This window comes from Candidatus Njordibacter sp. Uisw_002 (assembly GCF_047730155.1).
Taxonomy (GTDB): domain Bacteria; phylum Pseudomonadota; class Gammaproteobacteria; order Pseudomonadales; family Balneatricaceae; genus Njordibacter.
The window spans coordinates 1,949,575-1,967,668 of sequence record NZ_CP159832.1; the positions used below are offsets into that span (position 1 = coordinate 1,949,575).

At 44.5% G+C, this 18,094-nt stretch carries 16 protein-coding genes; 10 read left to right on the forward strand and 6 right to left on the reverse strand.

The annotated features are described in order from the left end of the window. The first annotated feature begins 173 nt into the window (after positions 1-173). From ABXT42_RS09270 to ABXT42_RS09290, 5 genes are all read left to right on the forward strand, one after another. Positions 174-1,409 (forward strand): MFS transporter, encoded by a 1,236-nt coding sequence (locus tag ABXT42_RS09270; protein ID WP_443627867.1) that lies wholly within the window; start codon positions 174-176, stop codon positions 1,407-1,409. A 65-nt stretch (positions 1,410-1,474) separates the two neighbouring features. Continuing rightward, positions 1,475-1,990 (forward strand): helix-turn-helix transcriptional regulator, encoded by a 516-nt coding sequence (locus tag ABXT42_RS09275; protein ID WP_443627868.1) that lies wholly within the window; start codon positions 1,475-1,477, stop codon positions 1,988-1,990. Positions 1,991-2,138: 148 nt separating this feature from the next. Next, positions 2,139-2,861 carry a hypothetical protein gene (locus ABXT42_RS09280; protein WP_443627869.1) on the forward strand — a complete coding sequence of 241 codons (723 nt, stop codon included), beginning with the start codon at positions 2,139-2,141 and terminating at the stop codon, positions 2,859-2,861. Between the two features lie 140 nt (positions 2,862-3,001). Continuing rightward, positions 3,002-4,048: a sterol desaturase family protein gene (locus ABXT42_RS09285; protein WP_443627870.1), complete on the forward strand. Its 1,047-nt coding sequence runs from the start codon at positions 3,002-3,004 to the stop codon at positions 4,046-4,048. Then, complete coding sequence (locus tag ABXT42_RS09290) at positions 4,045-4,728, forward strand: dimethylsulfonioproprionate lyase family protein (protein ID WP_443627871.1); 684 nt, start codon at positions 4,045-4,047, stop codon at positions 4,726-4,728. The genes ABXT42_RS09285 and ABXT42_RS09290 overlap by 4 nt, the downstream gene beginning before the upstream one ends. 2 nt (positions 4,729-4,730) lie before the next feature. Here ABXT42_RS09290 and ABXT42_RS09295 read toward each other — a convergent pair whose 3' ends face one another. Both ABXT42_RS09295 and ilvY read right to left on the reverse strand, forming a co-directional pair. Next, positions 4,731-5,798, reverse strand: a complete 1,068-nt coding sequence (locus ABXT42_RS09295) for a threonine aldolase family protein (RefSeq protein WP_443627872.1) — start codon at positions 5,796-5,798, stop codon at positions 4,731-4,733. A 12-nt stretch (positions 5,799-5,810) separates the two neighbouring features. Further along, entirely contained in the window at positions 5,811-6,704 is an 894-nt protein-coding gene (gene ilvY / locus ABXT42_RS09300) for an HTH-type transcriptional activator IlvY (protein WP_443627873.1), read from the reverse strand. A gap of 149 nt (positions 6,705-6,853) precedes the next feature. Here ilvY and ilvC point away from each other — a divergent pair, with 149 nt between their 5' ends. The 4 genes from ilvC to betI all read left to right on the forward strand — a co-directional run bounded on the left by ilvC (position 6,854) and on the right by betI (position 10,784). Further along, on the forward strand, positions 6,854-8,329 hold the full coding sequence (ilvC, locus tag ABXT42_RS09305; RefSeq protein WP_443627874.1) for a ketol-acid reductoisomerase: 1,476 nt from the start codon (positions 6,854-6,856) through the stop codon (positions 8,327-8,329). A gap of 12 nt (positions 8,330-8,341) precedes the next feature. After that, entirely contained in the window at positions 8,342-9,769 is a 1,428-nt protein-coding gene (gene modF, locus ABXT42_RS09310) for a molybdate ABC transporter ATP-binding protein ModF (protein WP_443627875.1), read from the forward strand. Positions 9,770-9,837: 68 nt separating this feature from the next. Continuing rightward, the gene (locus ABXT42_RS09315; protein WP_443627876.1) at positions 9,838-10,170 is read left to right on the forward strand and encodes a DMT family transporter; all 333 of its coding nucleotides are present in this window, start codon (positions 9,838-9,840) and stop codon (positions 10,168-10,170) included. A 23-nt stretch (positions 10,171-10,193) separates the two neighbouring features. Further along, the gene (gene betI / locus ABXT42_RS09320) at positions 10,194-10,784 is read left to right on the forward strand and encodes a transcriptional regulator BetI (RefSeq protein WP_443627877.1); all 591 of its coding nucleotides are present in this window, start codon (positions 10,194-10,196) and stop codon (positions 10,782-10,784) included. Positions 10,785-10,800: 16 nt separating this feature from the next. Here betI and ABXT42_RS09325 read toward each other — a convergent pair whose 3' ends face one another. The 4 genes from ABXT42_RS09325 to betB form a co-directional block, all read right to left on the reverse strand. Continuing rightward, the gene (locus ABXT42_RS09325; protein ID WP_443627878.1) at positions 10,801-11,907 is read right to left on the reverse strand and encodes a flavin monoamine oxidase family protein; all 1,107 of its coding nucleotides are present in this window, start codon (positions 11,905-11,907) and stop codon (positions 10,801-10,803) included. 44 nt (positions 11,908-11,951) lie between these two features. Then, positions 11,952-13,514: a ChbG/HpnK family deacetylase gene (locus ABXT42_RS09330; protein ID WP_443627879.1), complete on the reverse strand. Its 1,563-nt coding sequence runs from the start codon at positions 13,512-13,514 to the stop codon at positions 11,952-11,954. Between the two features lie 99 nt (positions 13,515-13,613). Then, positions 13,614-15,317, reverse strand: a complete 1,704-nt coding sequence (gene betA / locus ABXT42_RS09335) for a choline dehydrogenase (RefSeq protein ID WP_443627880.1) — start codon at positions 15,315-15,317, stop codon at positions 13,614-13,616. 10 nt (positions 15,318-15,327) lie between these two features. After that, positions 15,328-16,785 (reverse strand): betaine-aldehyde dehydrogenase, encoded by a 1,458-nt coding sequence (gene betB, locus ABXT42_RS09340; RefSeq protein WP_443627881.1) that lies wholly within the window; start codon positions 16,783-16,785, stop codon positions 15,328-15,330. 199 nt (positions 16,786-16,984) lie between these two features. Here betB and ABXT42_RS09345 point away from each other — a divergent pair, with 199 nt between their 5' ends. Next, complete coding sequence (locus ABXT42_RS09345; protein ID WP_443627882.1) at positions 16,985-18,073, forward strand: endonuclease/exonuclease/phosphatase family protein; 1,089 nt, start codon at positions 16,985-16,987, stop codon at positions 18,071-18,073. Positions 18,074-18,094: the final 21 nt, after the last annotated feature.

Sequence of the window (18,094 nt, forward strand, 5' to 3'; positions counted from 1 at the left end):
CATTAATGATGGAGAGATTGATGAACATAGCAGCTTGATGTATTCCAAACAAGCAATTTTGAAGCTAATATTGGTGGGCATAATAGGTGTTAAGTTTTCGCCTTTCTTTATTATTTAGAATAATCTAATATATACAATATCTTAACAAATTATCCATTAAAGCAGACTGCGCCATGGCTACAGACACCACTTTACCCCTTTTTTATGGGTTAAAAAATAATTATCCTCAGCTTTTTCAGTGGTTGCTACAAGTGTTTTTTGTGGGGCTAATGTTGGGCACAACTCGAATAGTGATTACGCCTTTGGCTGAGCAAGAGTTTGGCTTAGCTAAGGATTCATTATTACTACTAAGCACCTTTGTGATTGCCTTTGGTGTGGTTAAAGGCTGCATGAATTTTGTTGCCGGTTTCTGGGCCGAAAAAATTGGTCGCAAACCAGTTCATGTTGCGGGATGGCTTATTGCCTTACCCATTCCAGTGTTATTTTATTTCGCCCAGTCATGGGCTTGGGTAGTTTTTGCTACGGTACTTTTGGGCATTAACCAAGGCCTTACTTGGTCTATGAGCCAAACTGCCAAACTAGACTTTACTAAAGCTAATGAGCGCGGGCTTACTATTGGTTTAAATGAATTTGCAGGCTACACAGGGGTTGCACTAGGTGGGATAGCAAGCGCTTATATCAGCCAGTGGCTGGGGCTTAAAATAGGTTTATTAATATTAGGAGGGCTCATCATTATTTTTGCCCTTTTGTTCACTTGCATAAACATTGTCGAAACCAAGCCATGGGTTACACAACAGTCACAACCCAACACGCCAACAACGCCAACAGATAGCTTCTCTACATGGCATGTTTTTAAACAAATGAGCTGGAAAAATTCACGACTGCTAGCCATCACTCAAGCAGGCTGTATTGAAAAATTTGTAGACGCCTTGGTGTGGATAGTTTATCCAGTATACCTTTACCAAAAAACCCAAGATCTCACTTTAACAGGCTGGATCATTTCTATTTACGGATTAGTTTGGGGGGTGAGTCAGCTGATTACTGGCCATTGGTCTGACCGATTTGGCCGCCAACGCATTAACGTTTTAGGCATGTCGATAACGACATTAGGCGTAATGCTAATGCCTTGGTTTGAGACTAGCCTTGGCTGGTCAATCACCGCGGCCATCACAGGCTTCGGCATGGCTTTGCTTTACCCTAATTTATCAGCTGCTATTGTAGATTTATCCAAGCCCCAGTGGCGCGCCACAGCTATGGGCATTTATCGCTTTTGGCGAGACATGGGGTATGCCATTGGAGCCTTGGTTTTAGGTTTATCCGCGGCTTGGTTTCAAGATTTAACCGCAGCATTTTGGGTGGTTGGCTTAAGTATGGCAGCTTCAACAATTTGGTTAGCTATACGAGGTTAATCTAACCCTTATATAAAAGTGTATAATATAAAACTAATTTAGAAATTTGGTAATAAAGGCGCACTATGATCTATTCAAAGACCAAATACCAACTTCATTATCTTGTATTAAACCTGTTGGTTATTGGTGCTTGCGAAATATTTTTTTTGGCCGATGTAATATTTGATGTCTTTAACTATGACTTAATCAAACTGCATTGGGTCTCCCACACTCAAGTTGAGGTTGTTTTTACGCTTTGTTTAGGCATCACCCTCTTCTTTTTTGTACACAACATTCGTAGTTTATTGAAGCGCCAAAAGAAGGCAGAAACGTCGGTTAAGGTAGCGTCTGGCGAACTTAGTCTGGTTATTCAGCGCTATTTTGAAATTTGGCGGCTCACACCTTCTGAAACAGAAGTGGCATTACTTTTATTCAAAGGATTTTCGGCACAAGAAATTGCTGACCTTCGTAGCACTAAAATTGGCACGGTTAAAAATCAATCCAGCGTGGTTTATCAAAAAGCGAATGTTAAAAACCGTAACGAACTATTTGCCATTTTTGTAGAAGACCTCTTAGGGGATCTTGGATCATCCTCCACCTAAAAAACATCATAAACTATAGTCACATAGCCTTAACTCCAGCCAATTGGAGTACTTTAGTTGATTCTAAAGCATAAAAAACACCGCTATTCTTCACTCTAAGTTTTAGGCAACTCGCCGCTAAGCTGAGAATTAATATGAGGAATACCCAATGAAAAAGACACTACTACCTAGCCTTGGCTTAATCGCCAGCCTACTTTTAAGCCAACACACTTTGGCCCTTACCTTTAAAACTGGCGAGGTCATTGGTCCTGATGGAAAGTCTTACGTGGGTATGTCTCCACAAAATAGAACTCGATTGCTTGCAGCAAACCCAGACAGAATTAAATCTGGGGTGATGAGCAAACAGTTTTTTCTGGTTTACAACAACCAGTTAATTACTATTCCAGTGACTGAACTTAGAAACAAAACTAGTGAAGAGCGTATGTCATTGATTATGCAAAACATAAACAATAACACCAATGCTCAGGTCATTAACATTGAATTAAGTAATGACATCGACCACCCCGAAGAAGCCTTTGATGATGTTCTTGAACACGCTTCTACCCGCATAGTAAACGATGCCATTGATCAAGAAATCCAAGAAAGTAATGAGCTTGAGATGATGAACAACCACTTGGAGACTGAACTTAACGACCACTTGGAGACTGAACTTAACGACCACTTGGAGACTGAACTTAACGACCTAGAAGATGAGTTAGAACACAGCCTAGGTCACGACCTAGAAAATCAACTAGATTCAGTATTTGATGACCAGTTTGAAAATGAGATCAACGAACATCTTGAGCAAAACCATGGTTATGATGAGATTGGTCATAACGATTCAAACGACAATTACAACGACTCACATGATGACAACGACCATGATGACTAATTAAGCAGGTTTTACTAGCACTTAGTCTACTGGTTATTGGTGGTTGTGCGCTGGCCTTTTTTGTGGGATCTTCTTATTAAGAAACCACAAAAAACATAAAAGCCCTTAAAGGGCTTTTATGTTAGAGCAAGAGGTCGTGCATGCCACCGGCACAAAATACTCACCAAACGGCTTTGAACGCTGCCCTAGGGTCTACGAAAAAGCAAAAAACATGGCATTATCTGCCCCCTCTTCCATTGCAAGTTTCGGGGTATTTTCATAAACCTTTTTCTATAGCTTTAGCACTTAAATGGCTGTTTAATAGTTGGTTTCCTATTTCAGAACGCCTGATTATACTGGGGTTATCTATATTGTCTTGGGTGTATTTCCACCCAGCTATTGCAGCCTGTAGTGAATTTGCACTAGGCTGGATAGCACAGATTTATGTGCGTAACTTGGTGCTTATGGTGGTGATTGCAGGCGGGCTACATTTATACTTTTATCGCTATCAAAGACAAGGCGACAACCTACACTATGATGCTCGCACACAGGCTCTGAAACACAAAAAGTTCACCTTTAATCTACAGGTAAAAGACAATATGTTTTGGTCTATTGCCAGTGGTGTAACCATTTGGACTGGCTACGAAGTGCTCATGATGTGGTCACTGGCCAATGGTTATGTGCCCATGCTCACATTACCTGAAGATTACATTTTATTAGCACTGCTCATTTTTTTAATCCCAATATGGGAAACGGTTTATTTCTTTGTAGTGCATCGTTTTTTGCACTGGCCACCTATGTATAAAGCCGTGCATTACTTGCACCACCGCAACACCAATGTGGCCCCTTGGGCGGGCATGTCCATGCACCCTGTAGAGCATATTTTGTTTTTGGGCTCTGTACTGGTTCATTTTTTTGTAGCTGCCAACCCTTTACTCATTATTTTTCATCTGCAGTATTACACCCTTAGCGCCATTACCACGCACACAGGTTACCAAGGCCTTAATATTGGTGGCCGTATAGTGATGGCTTTAGGCACCTTTCACCACCAGCTGCACCATCGTTTTTTTGAGTGTAATTATGGTGGGCTAGAGATACCCATTGACCAATGGACTGGGTCTTTTCATGATGGCACTGATGAATCTCATCAAGCGTTTTTGCACAGGCGAAGGCAAGCGTCTGTTAAAAAAAGAAGCAACAACCTATGAACCCTAACAACACTTTAGCGCCGCAGCTTAGCCGGCTACTCCAAGATTTACGCCAGCACTTATTGCTGCTGTTAAATACAGCAAGCAACAATGATGTGGATCGACTACCAACGTTAAACAAAGTGATCCATAGGTTGGGGAATGCTTTTGATGTGGTTGTGCAAGATCAAAAGGCTAACCCTTTATCTGATGTATTACTGCAGATAGAGCACACCAGCGATAAGTTGCCCGATAGGTATAGAGAAATAGTTGGGTGTATTGTTGCTTTGTCAGATCATTTACCCTGGTATCAAAGGCCTGCACTTAATAATGATACATTTATGGCAGGCCATGTAAACGCCCAAATTATTGGTCCAGAAGGTTTGGAAGTGCGCCAAGATTTAATTGTAGGGGTGACATTAATGCGCCCAGATTTAGACTATCCAGACCACCAACATGAGCCACAAGAGCTATACCTTGTGTTAAGTGATGGAAGGTGGCGCCAAGGCAACGTTAAAGGTAATGGAGATTGGCATACACCCGGGCTTGGTGGCTTGGTTTATAACAAAAGCAATGTCATGCATGGCATGAAGTCTGTTGCGACACCATTAATTGCCCTTTGGTGCTTACCTTTGGATAAGCCCTTTACACCTTTTAGCGCCGCGATTAATACCCCTGTAAGCACTGGCGCTAACGATTAGCTTTATTGCGTGCTGGCCCACTGTTTAGCAGCATTAATAAGTGCATCTACATCGGCTTCTTGAGTGGTAAAATTGGTGACTAAGCGCACTACGTTTTCACCCCAACGATCGGTGTAAAAGTAAAACCCTTGGTCAAGTAAACTGTTAATCATGGCTTTGGGAATTTTACAAAAGAACATGTTGGATACAGTTTCATCTAACATTTCTACGCCTTTTATGCCCCTAAACCCTTGGTCTAAGCGTTGTGCCATAGCGTTCGCTTGGCGGGCGTTATCAAGCCATAAGTCGTGTTTAAAGTAAGCCTCTAATTGCGCCGACATCAAGGTCATTTTAGACATTAGCTGGCCTGCGCGTTTGCGTCGCCAGCCCATGTCTTTGGCCAAAGCTTTGTCAAATATTACAATAGCTTCTACGGCCATGGTGCCATTTTTGGTGGCCCCAAGTGACAATATATCCACCCCCGCCTGCCACGTCATAGCAGCTGGTGAGCAGCCTAAAGACACTAATGCATTAGTAAAGCGTGCTCCATCCATATGCAGTTTGAGGTTATTTTCTTTGCAAATTCGACCTATTTCACACAGCTCTTTTACACTATACACACTGCCTGTTTCAGTGGTTTGGCTTAGGCTCACCACAGCATTTTGCACCGAATGAACATCACCGCTGTTGGGGGCGGCTACTTGTGCTAGCTTTTTAGGGCACAGCTTACTTTGCGCTCCATCTACCAATACCAGCTTGGCTCCATGAGTATAAAATTCAGGTGCGCCACACTCATCTATGTTGATATGGCTTTGTGGGTGGCACAATACTGCGCCCCATGGCGGTGTTAGGGCACTTAGGGCTAAAGCGTTGGATGCGGTGCCTGTAGGCACTAAAAACACACTTAGTGAACACTCAAATATTTCTTCAAGTAGCTGTTGTACGCGCTTGCTGTGATCATCGTTTCCATAGGGCTGCTGGATGTGTGTGCCTGCGTCCATAATGGCTTGCAGCACACTAGGCGCTGCCCCTGCCGTGTTGTCGCTAGAAAACACCCTATTTGTTAGTGTGCGTGTGTTAGGGGCGGACATAGATACTCTCCATCAATGTGACCCTTGTGATACTAGCTGCCATAAAGCATTCACTAAGGGTTTTTTTAGGTTCTTTTTAAGGGCAAACAAACCCACATCATAAGCTTCAAGCTGTGGTTTTACATCTAATATTTTAATACGCTCTAAAGTGGGGCTGTTATCTAATACAATTTTGGGCACTACCCCTATGCCTAAACCTAGGCTTACCATAATCACTATGGCTTCGTTACCTGCCACTTGAGCGTATATTTTGGGGGTGACGTCCATGGCTCTAAACCATGCATCTACGCGCTGGCGCGATAGGCCTCCTTCGGCCAAGATCATAGGCACTTGCGCCCAATCTTTGGGGTGAGTGGGCATCACTAAAGGCTGCTCTAGGTGGGTTTGGTCTTTGGGGGCAATAAACACTAAGGGTGAGATGGTAATGGGTTTAAAGGCCAACTCTCTGGGTATATGTTTGGGCCGTGCAGCGATGGCAAGGTCTTCTTCGCCAGACAATACATGGGTAATGCCTTGATCTGGATCACCTGTATGAAGCTTTATTTCTATGTTGGGATGGTCTTTTCTGAAGCGCTGAAATAGGTCAAACAATAAGCTATACACTGCGGTAACAGAGCAATATAAACTCACTTCACCTTGCAGCTGATCATGTGCATTTTGCACTTGGCTAACAATACCCTGCCATTCGCTGATAGCAGTGCGGGCATAGCTTACAAAAGCTTGGCCTTGAGTTGTGATTTGCACACTTCTATTGTCTCGAGTAAATAGGGTGACGCCAAGCTGGTCTTCTAGTTGTCTAATGTTTCTAGACAAAGCTGATAAACTAATATGACACGCAGCACTGGCTTTACCAAAGTGAAGGTTTTCTGCCAAAGCTAAAAAATGTTTGAGGTGTTTTATATCCATAGCTTAACTTTATCATAGTTTTAGCTTATGTTTTAATATATGGCTCACTATGTGTCGAATATATCAATTTACGAAAATACCAACAAAGCGTATTATGAGCTTTGTTGTAAAAGACTCTAATACCGATTTTAAAAACACAGGTTCCCCCCATGTCTAATAACTACTTTAATACCTTGCCTTTGCGCGAGCAGCTAGAACAACTTGCCAAATGTCGCTTTATGCACATGAACGAATTCACCGAAGGCGTAGAAGCCCTTAAAGGCAAAAAAATGGTCATTATTGGCTGTGGCGCTCAAGGCCTTAACCAAGGCTTAAATCTACGTGACAGCGGCCTAGATGTGTCTTACACATTGCGCCAGTCTGCCATTACTGAAAAGCGTCAGTCATTTAAAAACGCTTCTGAAAATGGCTTCACCGTAGGCACTTACGAAGAGCTAATCCCTACTGCAGACATCGTGCTTAACCTTACACCAGACAAGCAGCACTCACCTGTAGTTGCAGCGGTAATGCCATTAATGAAGCAAGGCGCATGTTTGTCTTACTCTCATGGCTTCAACATTGTTGAAGAAGGCATGAAAGTGCGTGAAGACCTTACCGTTATCATGGTGGCACCTAAGTGCCCAGGCTCTGAAGTGCGTGCTGAGTATGTCCGTGGTTTTGGTGTGCCTACTTTGATCGCCGTGCACGAAGACAACGACCCACAAGGCCACGGCCTTGCGCTTGCTAAAGCATACGCTGTGGGTACTGGCGGCCATAAGGCTGGCGTATTGATGTCATCTTTTATTGCTGAAGTGAAGTCTGACCTAATGGGTGAGCAAACTATCCTTTGTGGCATGTTACAAACAGGCTCTTTGTTGTGCTTTGACAAGATGATCGAAAAGGGCATGGATGCAGGTTATGCGTCTAAGCTAATTCAGTATGGCTGGGAAACTATCACTGAAGCCCTTAAGTATGGTGGTGTAACCAACATGCTAGATCGTCTTTCTAACCCAGCTAAGATCAAAGCTTTTGACCTTTCTGAAGAACTAAAAGTGATCATGCGTCCTTTGTACAACAAGCATCAAGATGACATCATCAACGGCACTTTCTCTGCCACCATGATGGCAGACTGGGCTAACGATGACGTTAACCTTTTAGGCTGGCGTGCAGCAACAGGCGAAACTGCCTTTGAAAAAACCCCTGCTGGCGACATGGAAATCTCTGAGCAAGAGTATTTTGATCACGGTATCTTGATGGTAGCCATGGTAAAAGCTGGTGTAGAGCTAGCGTTTGAAACCATGACTGCTGCTGGCATCATTGCAGACTCTGCTTACTACGAGTCATTGCATGAAACACCACTAATCGCTAACACCATTGCGCGTAAGAAATTGTATGAAATGAACGCCACTATTTCTGATACTGCAGAATATGGCTGTTACTTATACAACCACGCCTGCTTGCCTTTGCTAGCTGACTTCATGAAAGGCATGGACACAGACGTGATTGGCCGTGGCCTTTCAAGTGATGACAATGGCGTTGATAACGCCCGTTTGATCGAAGTAAACGCAGCCTTGCGTGACCACCCAGTAGAAGCTATTGGCGCTACATTACGTGGCCACATGGCAGACATGAAGAAGATCGTTTAAGCGAGATTATTTATGTTACAGCTGCACGATTTGTCAGTAGAGTTTGATGAAGGTTTTCAACTTAAGCACATTAACTGGCAAATCCAGCAGCACCAACAATGGCTGATTACTGGCGCTAACGGCGCCGGAAAATCAGCCCTTGCTGCAGTGCTAGCTGGCTATGGAGAAATCTTAGCTGGCAGCACTAGCAGGCTTCCTACTACGATTGGCTGGGTGTCTTTTGAAGCCCAATCCCAACTTATTCAAGCCGAGCTTAAAAAAGATGATGCTGACATTTTAGATGTCATCAGCCTTGGCACTTGTGTGCGTGAAATTATTTTCACCAACGAGACAGACCCTGTTATTGCAGGCGAACTTATTCAAAAGTTTGAGCTAGAGTATTTGCTTGAACGCGCCTTTAGAAAGCTCTCCACTGGAGAGACTCGCAAAGTGATGTTGATTAAAGCTTTGTCTTGTCATGCCGATTTACTCATTTTAGATGAGCCTTTTGATGGCCTTGATCAAGCCTCTCACACCATGCTGCAAAACCACCTGACACACGTGGTAAAACATACCCCTGTAGTAATGGTGCTCAATAGGTTTGATGAGATTCCAGATTTTATTAGCCATATCGCCTATATGGAAGATGGGCAACTGCGTCATCAAGTTAACCGTGAAGACACTCAAGCTTTTAACGAGCTTTATCAACTATTGCACCTTAAAACCACCCACCTGCAGGTGCCTAATTCAGATACAGACAATACAAGGCCAGCACTTAACCCAAAAGAACCTTTAGTGAAGCTGAGTAATATCTGCATTAAACACACCGACATGGTGCTTATTGAAAACCTTAACTGGTGCATACAACCCAACCAACATTGGCAGCTAAGCGGCCCTAACGGCAGCGGTAAAACAGCGATTTTGTCATTGATCACTGGCGACCACCCACAGTGCTACACCAATGATATTTTTGTATTTGGCTTTCAAAGAGGTAATGGGGAAAGTATTTGGCAGATAAAACAACACATTGGTTATGTATCTACAGCCTTACAATGGGAATATCGCGTGGGCACAAGCTTAGCTAATGTGATTATCTCTGGATTTTACGACTCTATAGGTTTGTATAGCAAAAGCACCGATCAGCAAAAGCACATCGCCAACCAATGGCTAGAATTACTGGGCATGCAAGGCCGTGGCGACCAGCCGTTTAATAAGCTGTCTTATGGCGACCAAAGGCTGCTGCTTATCGCCAGAGCCATGGTAAAGCACCCACCATTATTGATTTTAGATGAGCCGTGTTTGGGCCTTGATGACATCAACCGCCAGCTAGTGCTAGCCCTGATAGAAAAGGTGTGTGCCGCCAAGGAAACTTCAGTGATTTACGTAAACCACCACGCTCAAGATCGTATTGCAGGCATAGACCATTATTTAGCCTTAGAGAAATCGTCCGACAACGCTTAATTGTCTCGCATGGGCCTGCATCATCGGGTAAAGTTTAGCCCTAACACTCTTTTTTTGTAGGACTCATAATGAAAAGCTGGTTAATACTCTTGTGTGCTGTGGTGTGCGAAGTGGTAGGCACTTCTGCCATTAAATACTCCGAAGGCTTTACTAAAGTAATCCCATCTATTGTGGTGTTTGTAGCTTTTGGCATGGCATTTTATATCTTGTCTATTTCTTTAAAGGTAATCCCTATTGGCATGGCATATGCCGTGTGGTCTGGCCTTGGCATTGTGCTTATTTCTATTATTGGCCACTTTGTATTTAGCCAAAGGTTAGATGCTCCCGCGTTTATTGGCATGAGCTTTATTTTAGCTGGCGTAGTGATTATGCAAGTATTCTCTAAAGCTGTAGCCCACTAAACTCAACTCAACAGGACACTTTTATGCCCAAGGTTGGCATGCCAGAAATTAGACGCCCACAGCTGATACGCGCCACTATGGAGGTGATTAATCAGGTGGGCTTTTTGCAAGCTTCGGTGGCTAAAATAGGCCAACAAGCTGGTATATCTCCTAGCATTATTAACCATTATTTTGGTGGTAAAAGTGGCCTAGTAGAAGCCACCATGCGCAGCATTTTAAAAGACCTAGCCACGGGCATAAACTTACGCTTAGCCAAAGTGCAAAAAGACAACACCATAGGCCGTATAGAGGCCATAGTGGGAGAAAACTTCAGCCCCCACCAGCAAGATGAAGCTGTGATGAAAACCTGGCTAGCCTTTTGGGCGCAAGCCATGCACGACCCAGCACTTAACCGCCTGCAACGGGTGAATGAAAAACGCTTATTGTCTTACCTGCGGCTAGAGCTAAAGCGCCGCATGCCCCACCAACAAGCCCACATGGTAGCCACCGGCATAGCCGCACTGATCGACGGCATTTGGCTGCGCGGTGCCCTTAACCCACAAGGCATAGACTCAAACTTGGCACGCCAAGTGATTAGTGATTATTTGGCTTTGTATTTGGATAGGCAGGGTTAGCTGTCGCTAGACTGGCCTAATCAACAGACGAGTTTAAACTACCAAAAGCCACCTCAGCCGCCTCTAATGCACCTTCTGCTACGCCACCAAACTCGTAGGCCATTTCTGCACATGCAAATAATAGGCAGTCTTGCCATACTTGCTCTAGCGCTATGGGCAAGCCAAATTCGCTTTGCGAGGGTGACGTGTGAGTATCTGCTTGGGTAGCAGTGTAGGTTTGTGTGGCCCAGTCTTGCACTTGCACTTGCAAAGGTGCAGCGGCTTGTGGGCCAAATAGCTGCTGCAGTTGCTTGATGACATAGGGGATTAATTGATCACCTGCTTCTTGGCGTTGCTGAGCAGGCCAAGCCACAAAACCAAATAATGCCCCTTGGGATTGATCTTCTGGCGAGGCGTCATGTATTTCACCTAGTGGCCCAAGCCTGCTCATGCCATCGCCTGATAAACCTTGTGTGCGCCAAAATGGCGTTTCATACACGGCAGTCACTTTGCACTGGCCTGCCATCCATGTGGGCATGTTAAGCAGCGCTTGATTTTGGGCAGGTGATAGCTTGGGTGAAAAGGTAATTAGTTTTTCTACTACTCTGGGCGGCGCACACAACACTAGCTTGCGTGTGGTGATGTTTTTTTTGCCTGTGGCACTTTCACAATCTATGCGCACATGGCGTGGTGCTTCGTTTGTATCTTCAAGGGTAACATTATTGACACAATGGTTTAGCCACACTCGATCAGTCTCTAGCCGACTGTAGAGGCCGTCTATTAGGCTTTGTAAGCCTCCTTCTAGCCGAATGGAGCCAGACATAGGTGCAGCATCAATAGTGGCGTTAATAGCGCCAAATTGGTCTTGATAAACCAATGTGCCTTGGTCAAATTGTGGGTAGCGTTTAATACCCATTTCTTTAGCAAGCTCATTTATTCTAGGCTGTTGAGGCCAAATCCATGATGGGCCTAGGTCATATCGATGTGGGGTAGCTGAAGCGTTGCCTACTAAAGGCTCTGATAGTATGCGGCCACCCACTCTTGGGCGTGCTTCTAGCAGCAGGTAATTAGTGCCTTGGGCTTGTAATAGCGCGGCTAAGCGCATGCCACTTAACCCCCCGCCTACAATTACTACGTCATACATTGGGTTTTTCATTGGCTTGGGTAGCTTGTCTATGTGAGTGAGGTTTAGCGGCCAAGATTATACAAAGCCCAAAATTCATCCACTCGTGCGCCGTCATAATGGTCGGTGTATTCAGCTGGCAATAGTTGTAGGTCACCTTTGGTGGCTGGGTGACAAATAATCTCGGTGGGCACTGCCACTTTGGCTAGCTGGCCTTGCCACTTATTACGCAATATAAACTGCTTACGACCGGGGTATTTGAAGGGCAAATAAGACAGGCCCGCCTGTTCTACCGCAGCCTTTGCTCTAATGGAAAACCAACACAATAAAAACTGTGGCTTACCTAGCAACCCCCAATCTAAAACTAGCCGTGTATGCCCCACACCCAAAGCTTTGGCTTGTGGTGCAATGCGCGCAATAATGCCTGGCAACAAATGCACATGGTGATGCGAGTCAAAGTAGCTAAGTGCTATGCCTTGTTGCTGCAAGGCGGTTACTTGCAAGGTAAATTCGTGTTCAATGTCTTTGAGCAATGCTTTTGAGAGTGTGCGACAACCAAACCAGCTGCGCTTGATCAAGGTCAATAGTGGCATAGTGTTGGCTAAGCCATCCACATGATGATGGCCACTGGTTTGCCCCAAAAGCACACCGTTGGTTAAATTGAAATGTAGCCCAAGTTTAATGCCAGGCACCGCCTTTAGCTCATCTAACAAATAGTCTTTGTGCAAACTATTGGCCATAATGGAGACCCGCTTTACCACCCCTAGCTGGGCTAGCCTTAGCATGCCTTCATTCACTGCGGGCGAGATACCCCAGTCATCCGAAGTAAGTTGTAGGTACTCATTTTGGGGCGCAGTTAGCACAGGCCGTGGCTGGTATTCGCCCTTATTTTCTTTATGTTTAAGGTGGGCCAAGGCCTTCACTGTGCGTATAAGCTCACCACCCAAGCGCAAGGTAGATTGGCCATGCTCGTGCATTAACGTCACAGGTATAGACGTCACTTTTTTGTCATGGCCCTTGGCCAGTAAAAATAGCTCTACATCGTAAGAAAAACCATGGCAGGTAAGGTGGCAAAAAAACTCTGTAGCAAAAGCTCTAGTCATCAGCTTTATGCCACATTGAGTGTCTGTTTGTTTGATACCAAACAAAAGTCTCACAGCACTGTTATAAAGCAAGCCAAATACATGGCGCTTAAAAAATGAGGGTAAAAGCTTAGTGGGCAAATGCACGCGGCTTTCTGATAATCTGCGGTTGCCCACTACTAGCTGGGCACCTTCATTCACTGCGTCTTTAGCTAGGCCTAAAAAAGCGAGGTCAAACGGTAAGTCTGCGTCTATAAAACTCACTAGCTCGTATTTTGTGCTTAAAAACGCAGATTGCAAAGCTGCACCTTTGCCTTTTGGGGCTAGGTGCTGGTGAATCACCACACGGGCATCTTGTGCATATTTTGCCAAAAGTATGGCTTGAGTTTCTTGCACTTGGGCCAAGGCCCCATTCACGCTCACCACCACTTCAAACTGACCATGCCAGTGCTGCTGCAAATAGTTCAGCAACACATCCACGGTGTTTAGAATAAACCCGCCACTAGATTTAGCGGGAATAATGATGGATAAACTTGGATCAGCCATAGAGCAGTATATATCTCTTACATTAACTACAATTAATGATTGTAATACAACCCACAGCCTCTGTCGTGAGACAAACCACTTTAGCGCAAGATAAAGCCATTAATCTTGGACAGGTTCAAGGACTCTAACGGGGGTGCCTGTGCGCTGCTTATCTTGCCATTGGTCTGCAATCCATACATTAGCATTAGAGGGAGCTAGTGGAGTGTTACCCAAGATCAAATCAGCAGCTTTTTCTGCCACCATCATCGTGGGGGCATTCAAGTTGCCATTAGTAATGACAGGGAAAATAGATGAATCCACTACCCTTAGGCCCTTTACGCCACGCACTTTACAGTGATTGTCTAGCACAGCCATTGCATCATCGTCTGCGCCCATTTTACAGGTACATGAGGGATGATATGCACTTTCCACATTTTGTTTTACCCAAGCGTCTATCTGCTCATCGGTTTGCACATCTTTGCCAGGTTGAATTTCTTCTCCTTTAAAGGCATCTAAGGCAGGCTGGTTTAGCACTTCGCGAGTTAGGCGAATACAGTCACGCCAGTCTTGCTGGTCTTGCTGGGTGCCTATGTAGTTAAAGCGTATTTCGGGCGCGTCACTGGCTTTGTTAGACGTGATGCGAATATGCCCACGACTGCTAGGCTTATTAGGCCCCACGTGCACTTGATAACCATGACCATCAAAGGCGGCATTGCCATCATAGCGCATGGCTGCAGGTAAAAAGTGGTATTGAATATTAGGCCATTTAAGCCCCGCACGAGAGCGAATAAACCCACATGACTCAAAGTGATTAGTTGCACCTAGACCTGTTTTAGTAAGAATCCAACGGGCGCCTATGAGCCCCATATTGAAGTAATCTAACTTGCTGTTTAGGCTTATAGGTTGCTTACAACGATATTGGAAGTACACTTCTAAGTGATCTTGTAAATTTTCTCCCACACCTGGCAGCTCATGTAATAAAGGCACATTGGCATCTGCCAGCACTTGCTTTGGGCCTATACCAGATAGTTGCAATAATTGTGGCGAACCCACAGAGCCAGCACTTAAAATCACTTCTTTACGGGCAAATACTTGCTTTATTTTTTCACCTTGAAGGTATTCTATGCCTTTGGCTTGTAGGCCATTAAAAAGCACTTTTTGTGCAGTCACTCTTTTCATTAAGGTGAAGTTAGAACGCTTAAGGGCTCGGCGCAAATGAGCATTACTGGTGCTAGATCGCACTCCATTTTTAACGGTCATGTGCATGGTGCCAAAGCCTTCTTGCTGCTGGCCATTATAATCTTTGGTGTAGGGGTAGCCGGCTTCTTGTCCAGCATCAATAAATGCTTGATATAAGGGGTTAAGGCGCATGTCATTGCCACCACACGTGCCTACCGGCCCACTGCCCCCACGGTATTCATCTTCACCATTTTGCCATGTTTCAGCCTGTTTAAAGTAAGGCAAACAGTCTGCATAGTTCCACCCTGTAGCGCCTTGCTCTTGCCACTGCTCATAGTCCATGGCATGACCACGCACATACACCATGCCGTTTATAGACGAAGAGCCACCCAACACTTTGCCCCTTGGGCAGTGCATTTTCCGCCCATCAAGGCCTGTTTCGGCTTGGCTATGAAACTGCCATGCATATTTAGCAGTATTCATGGGGTACGACAATGCGGTAGGCATTTGGATGAAAATACTTTTATCTGTGCCACCGGTTTCTAGCAACAACACTTGATGCTGGCCACTTTCGCTAAGTCTATTGGCTAAGATACAGCCTGCAGAGCCTGCACCCACAATAATGTAATCATATTTCTTGGTCATGGGGTGCTCCTTAATAGGGTGATTCTAAATCGTCTAAACGTACAAACACGCTTTTAACTTGAGTGTAGTGATGCAAGGTTTCTGGGCCGTTTTCACGCCCCACACCTGATTGCTTATAGCCACCTACAGGCATTTCTGCAGGGGAATCGCCCCAGCTGTTTATCCAGCATATACCAGCTTGCATCTGGTTTATCACCCGATGCGCACGGCTAATGTCTTGGCTAAATACACCCGCTGCCAAGCCGTAATCTGAATCATTGGCCCGAGCAATCACTTCGTCTTCGTCAGTAAACTTTAAGATAGACATTACAGGACCAAATATTTCTTCTTTAACATGCACCATGTCATCAGTGCAGTCTGCAAATACAGTGGGCTCTACAAAGTAACCATTTTTAGTGGCTTCACTATGGTGGCGATTACCACCACATACCAAACGTGCGCTGGTAAGTTTGGCGCCTTCAATGTAGCCCATTACTTTTTCTAGGTGTGGTGCACTGATCAAGGCACCCATCTGAGTGTCCAAATCTAAAGGATCTCCCAACTTAATGCTATTGGCACGAGCCACTACTTTGGCCACAAATTTATCATACACACCTGCTTGCACATATACTCGGGTGCCATTGGTGCACACTTCGCCTTGGGTATAGAAGTTGGCTAGCATGGCACCTGCCACTGCGTTATCTAGCTTGGCATCGTCAAATACCAACAACGGTGATTTACCACCTAGCTCCATAGTCACTTGCTTAAGGTTGGAGGCAGAATCTGCCATAATTTTTTTACCCGTACCAGACTCGCCAGTGAACGACACTTTGCTGATGTCTTTATGTGCCGTGAGCATTTGGCCTACCCGATAATCACCTTGCACTACGTTAAATACGCCATCAGGCATGCCTGCTTCAGTGAATATTTCTGCCAATTTCATCACACTTAAAGGGGTTTCTTCTGAAGGCTTAAATATCATGGTGTTGCCAGCAGCCAAGCAAGGCCCAGACTTCCAACACGCTATTTGAATGGGGTAGTTCCATGCACCAATACCAGCACACACTCCCAAAGGCTCACGACGTGACATAAAAAAGGCGTCTTTACCTAAATCTTGCTGAGTGCCCTGCATGCCACTAATAAGGCCTGCGTAATATTCAATCACATCCGCACCCGAAGCAATGTCTACACAATTGGCTTCTTGTAACGGTTTGCCAGTGTCCAACACTTCCAGGTGTGCAAGTTCATCATTACGTTGGCGCAGTATTTGAGCCGCCTTTTGCAAGATACGCGCGCGCTCCACAGGCATCATATTAGACCAAACAGAAAAACCTGCTTGGGCTGACTCTACCGCAGCGTTTACATCCTTTTGGCTAGCTTGATCTATGGTAGCAAGAGGCAACGCTGTAGCAGGATTTATGCTAATAAAGGTTTCATTAGACGTTGCGCCTTGGTGGGCACCGTGAATATAAAGCTGTGTATGTTGCATAGGGTTAAGCCAATAATAAGATTAGATGTAAAGTTAGCATAGGTTAAAAGCGTCATTGATTAAGCTTTTATTGAATGATCGTTCAATAAAGATTTTACTAGAATTCACGATAATGTCAATCACACAAACTGGACGCAAAGCACTCAAAATGCGTACACTGTTATGAATAATACCTAATTTAATAAGTAGAGAGTAAAACATGCTCAAAGTTTTGTTGAAAAGCCTTAAATGGATCACCATTAGTTTAGTAGTTTTAGTCGTTACTTTAAGCATATTAATATGGAATATCACTTTTCACCCTCCCGCTTTGCAAGAAGAGGTGGTGGTTAATCAAACCAACACACCCATACTAGAGTCTGGTCAATCAGTAAAAATACTTAGCTGGAATGTGCAGTATATGTCAGGTAAAAATTATGAATTTTGGTATGACAGGCTAGACGGTGACGGCCCAGACATTCGTGCTAGCAAGGCTGACATAGATCAAACCTTTAACCAAATTGCACAGCTGATTATTGAAAAAAATCCAGATATTATTCTGCTTCAAGAATTACATGACAATGCCAAACGCACAGACTACGAAGACCAGCTTGAAAGGTTGTTGAGCTTACTTCCACCTGAATACAACAACCACAGTGAAAGCTTTTACTGGCAAGCAGGCTTTGTGCCTTTGCCCCAAATTATGGGCTCTGTGGGCATGAAACTAGCTGTTATTTCTAAATATAAATTAGGTAATGCACTGCGCCACCAGCTTGCTACTATCAAAACTGACCCCATAAGTGATCAATTCAACTTTCGCCGGGCTATACAAGAAGTAAGCTTGCCTATTAATAATGGTAGCCAGCTTACACTAATGAACACCCACTTTGACGCCTTTGCCCAAGGCTCTAATACCATGCAACAACAAGTGGCTTATTTAGAAAAATTATTAACTGATAAAACTGCCAAAGGGCAACCATGGATGATTGCGGGAGATTTAAATCTACTACCCCCTGGCCAGTATGAAAATATGGATGCCACGGCGCGTAGTTACTATCAACCAAAAAGTGAATTAACTGGTATTTATCAACAGTTCAATGTGATCCCAAGCCTAGAGCAGGCCAACGGTGCTAATGCCAAAGAGTGGTTTACTCACTTCCCTAACAGGCTTGAGGTCACTGCCCCTGATAGAACCATCGATTACTTTGTGCATAGCGATCAATTGCAGGTAGAAGACGCTAAAGTACTGCAGAAAAACACCTGGCATATTTCTGATCATTTGCCGATGATTGTGACTATCGCTATACCCTAAGGTTGTCGCTACAAAACATCA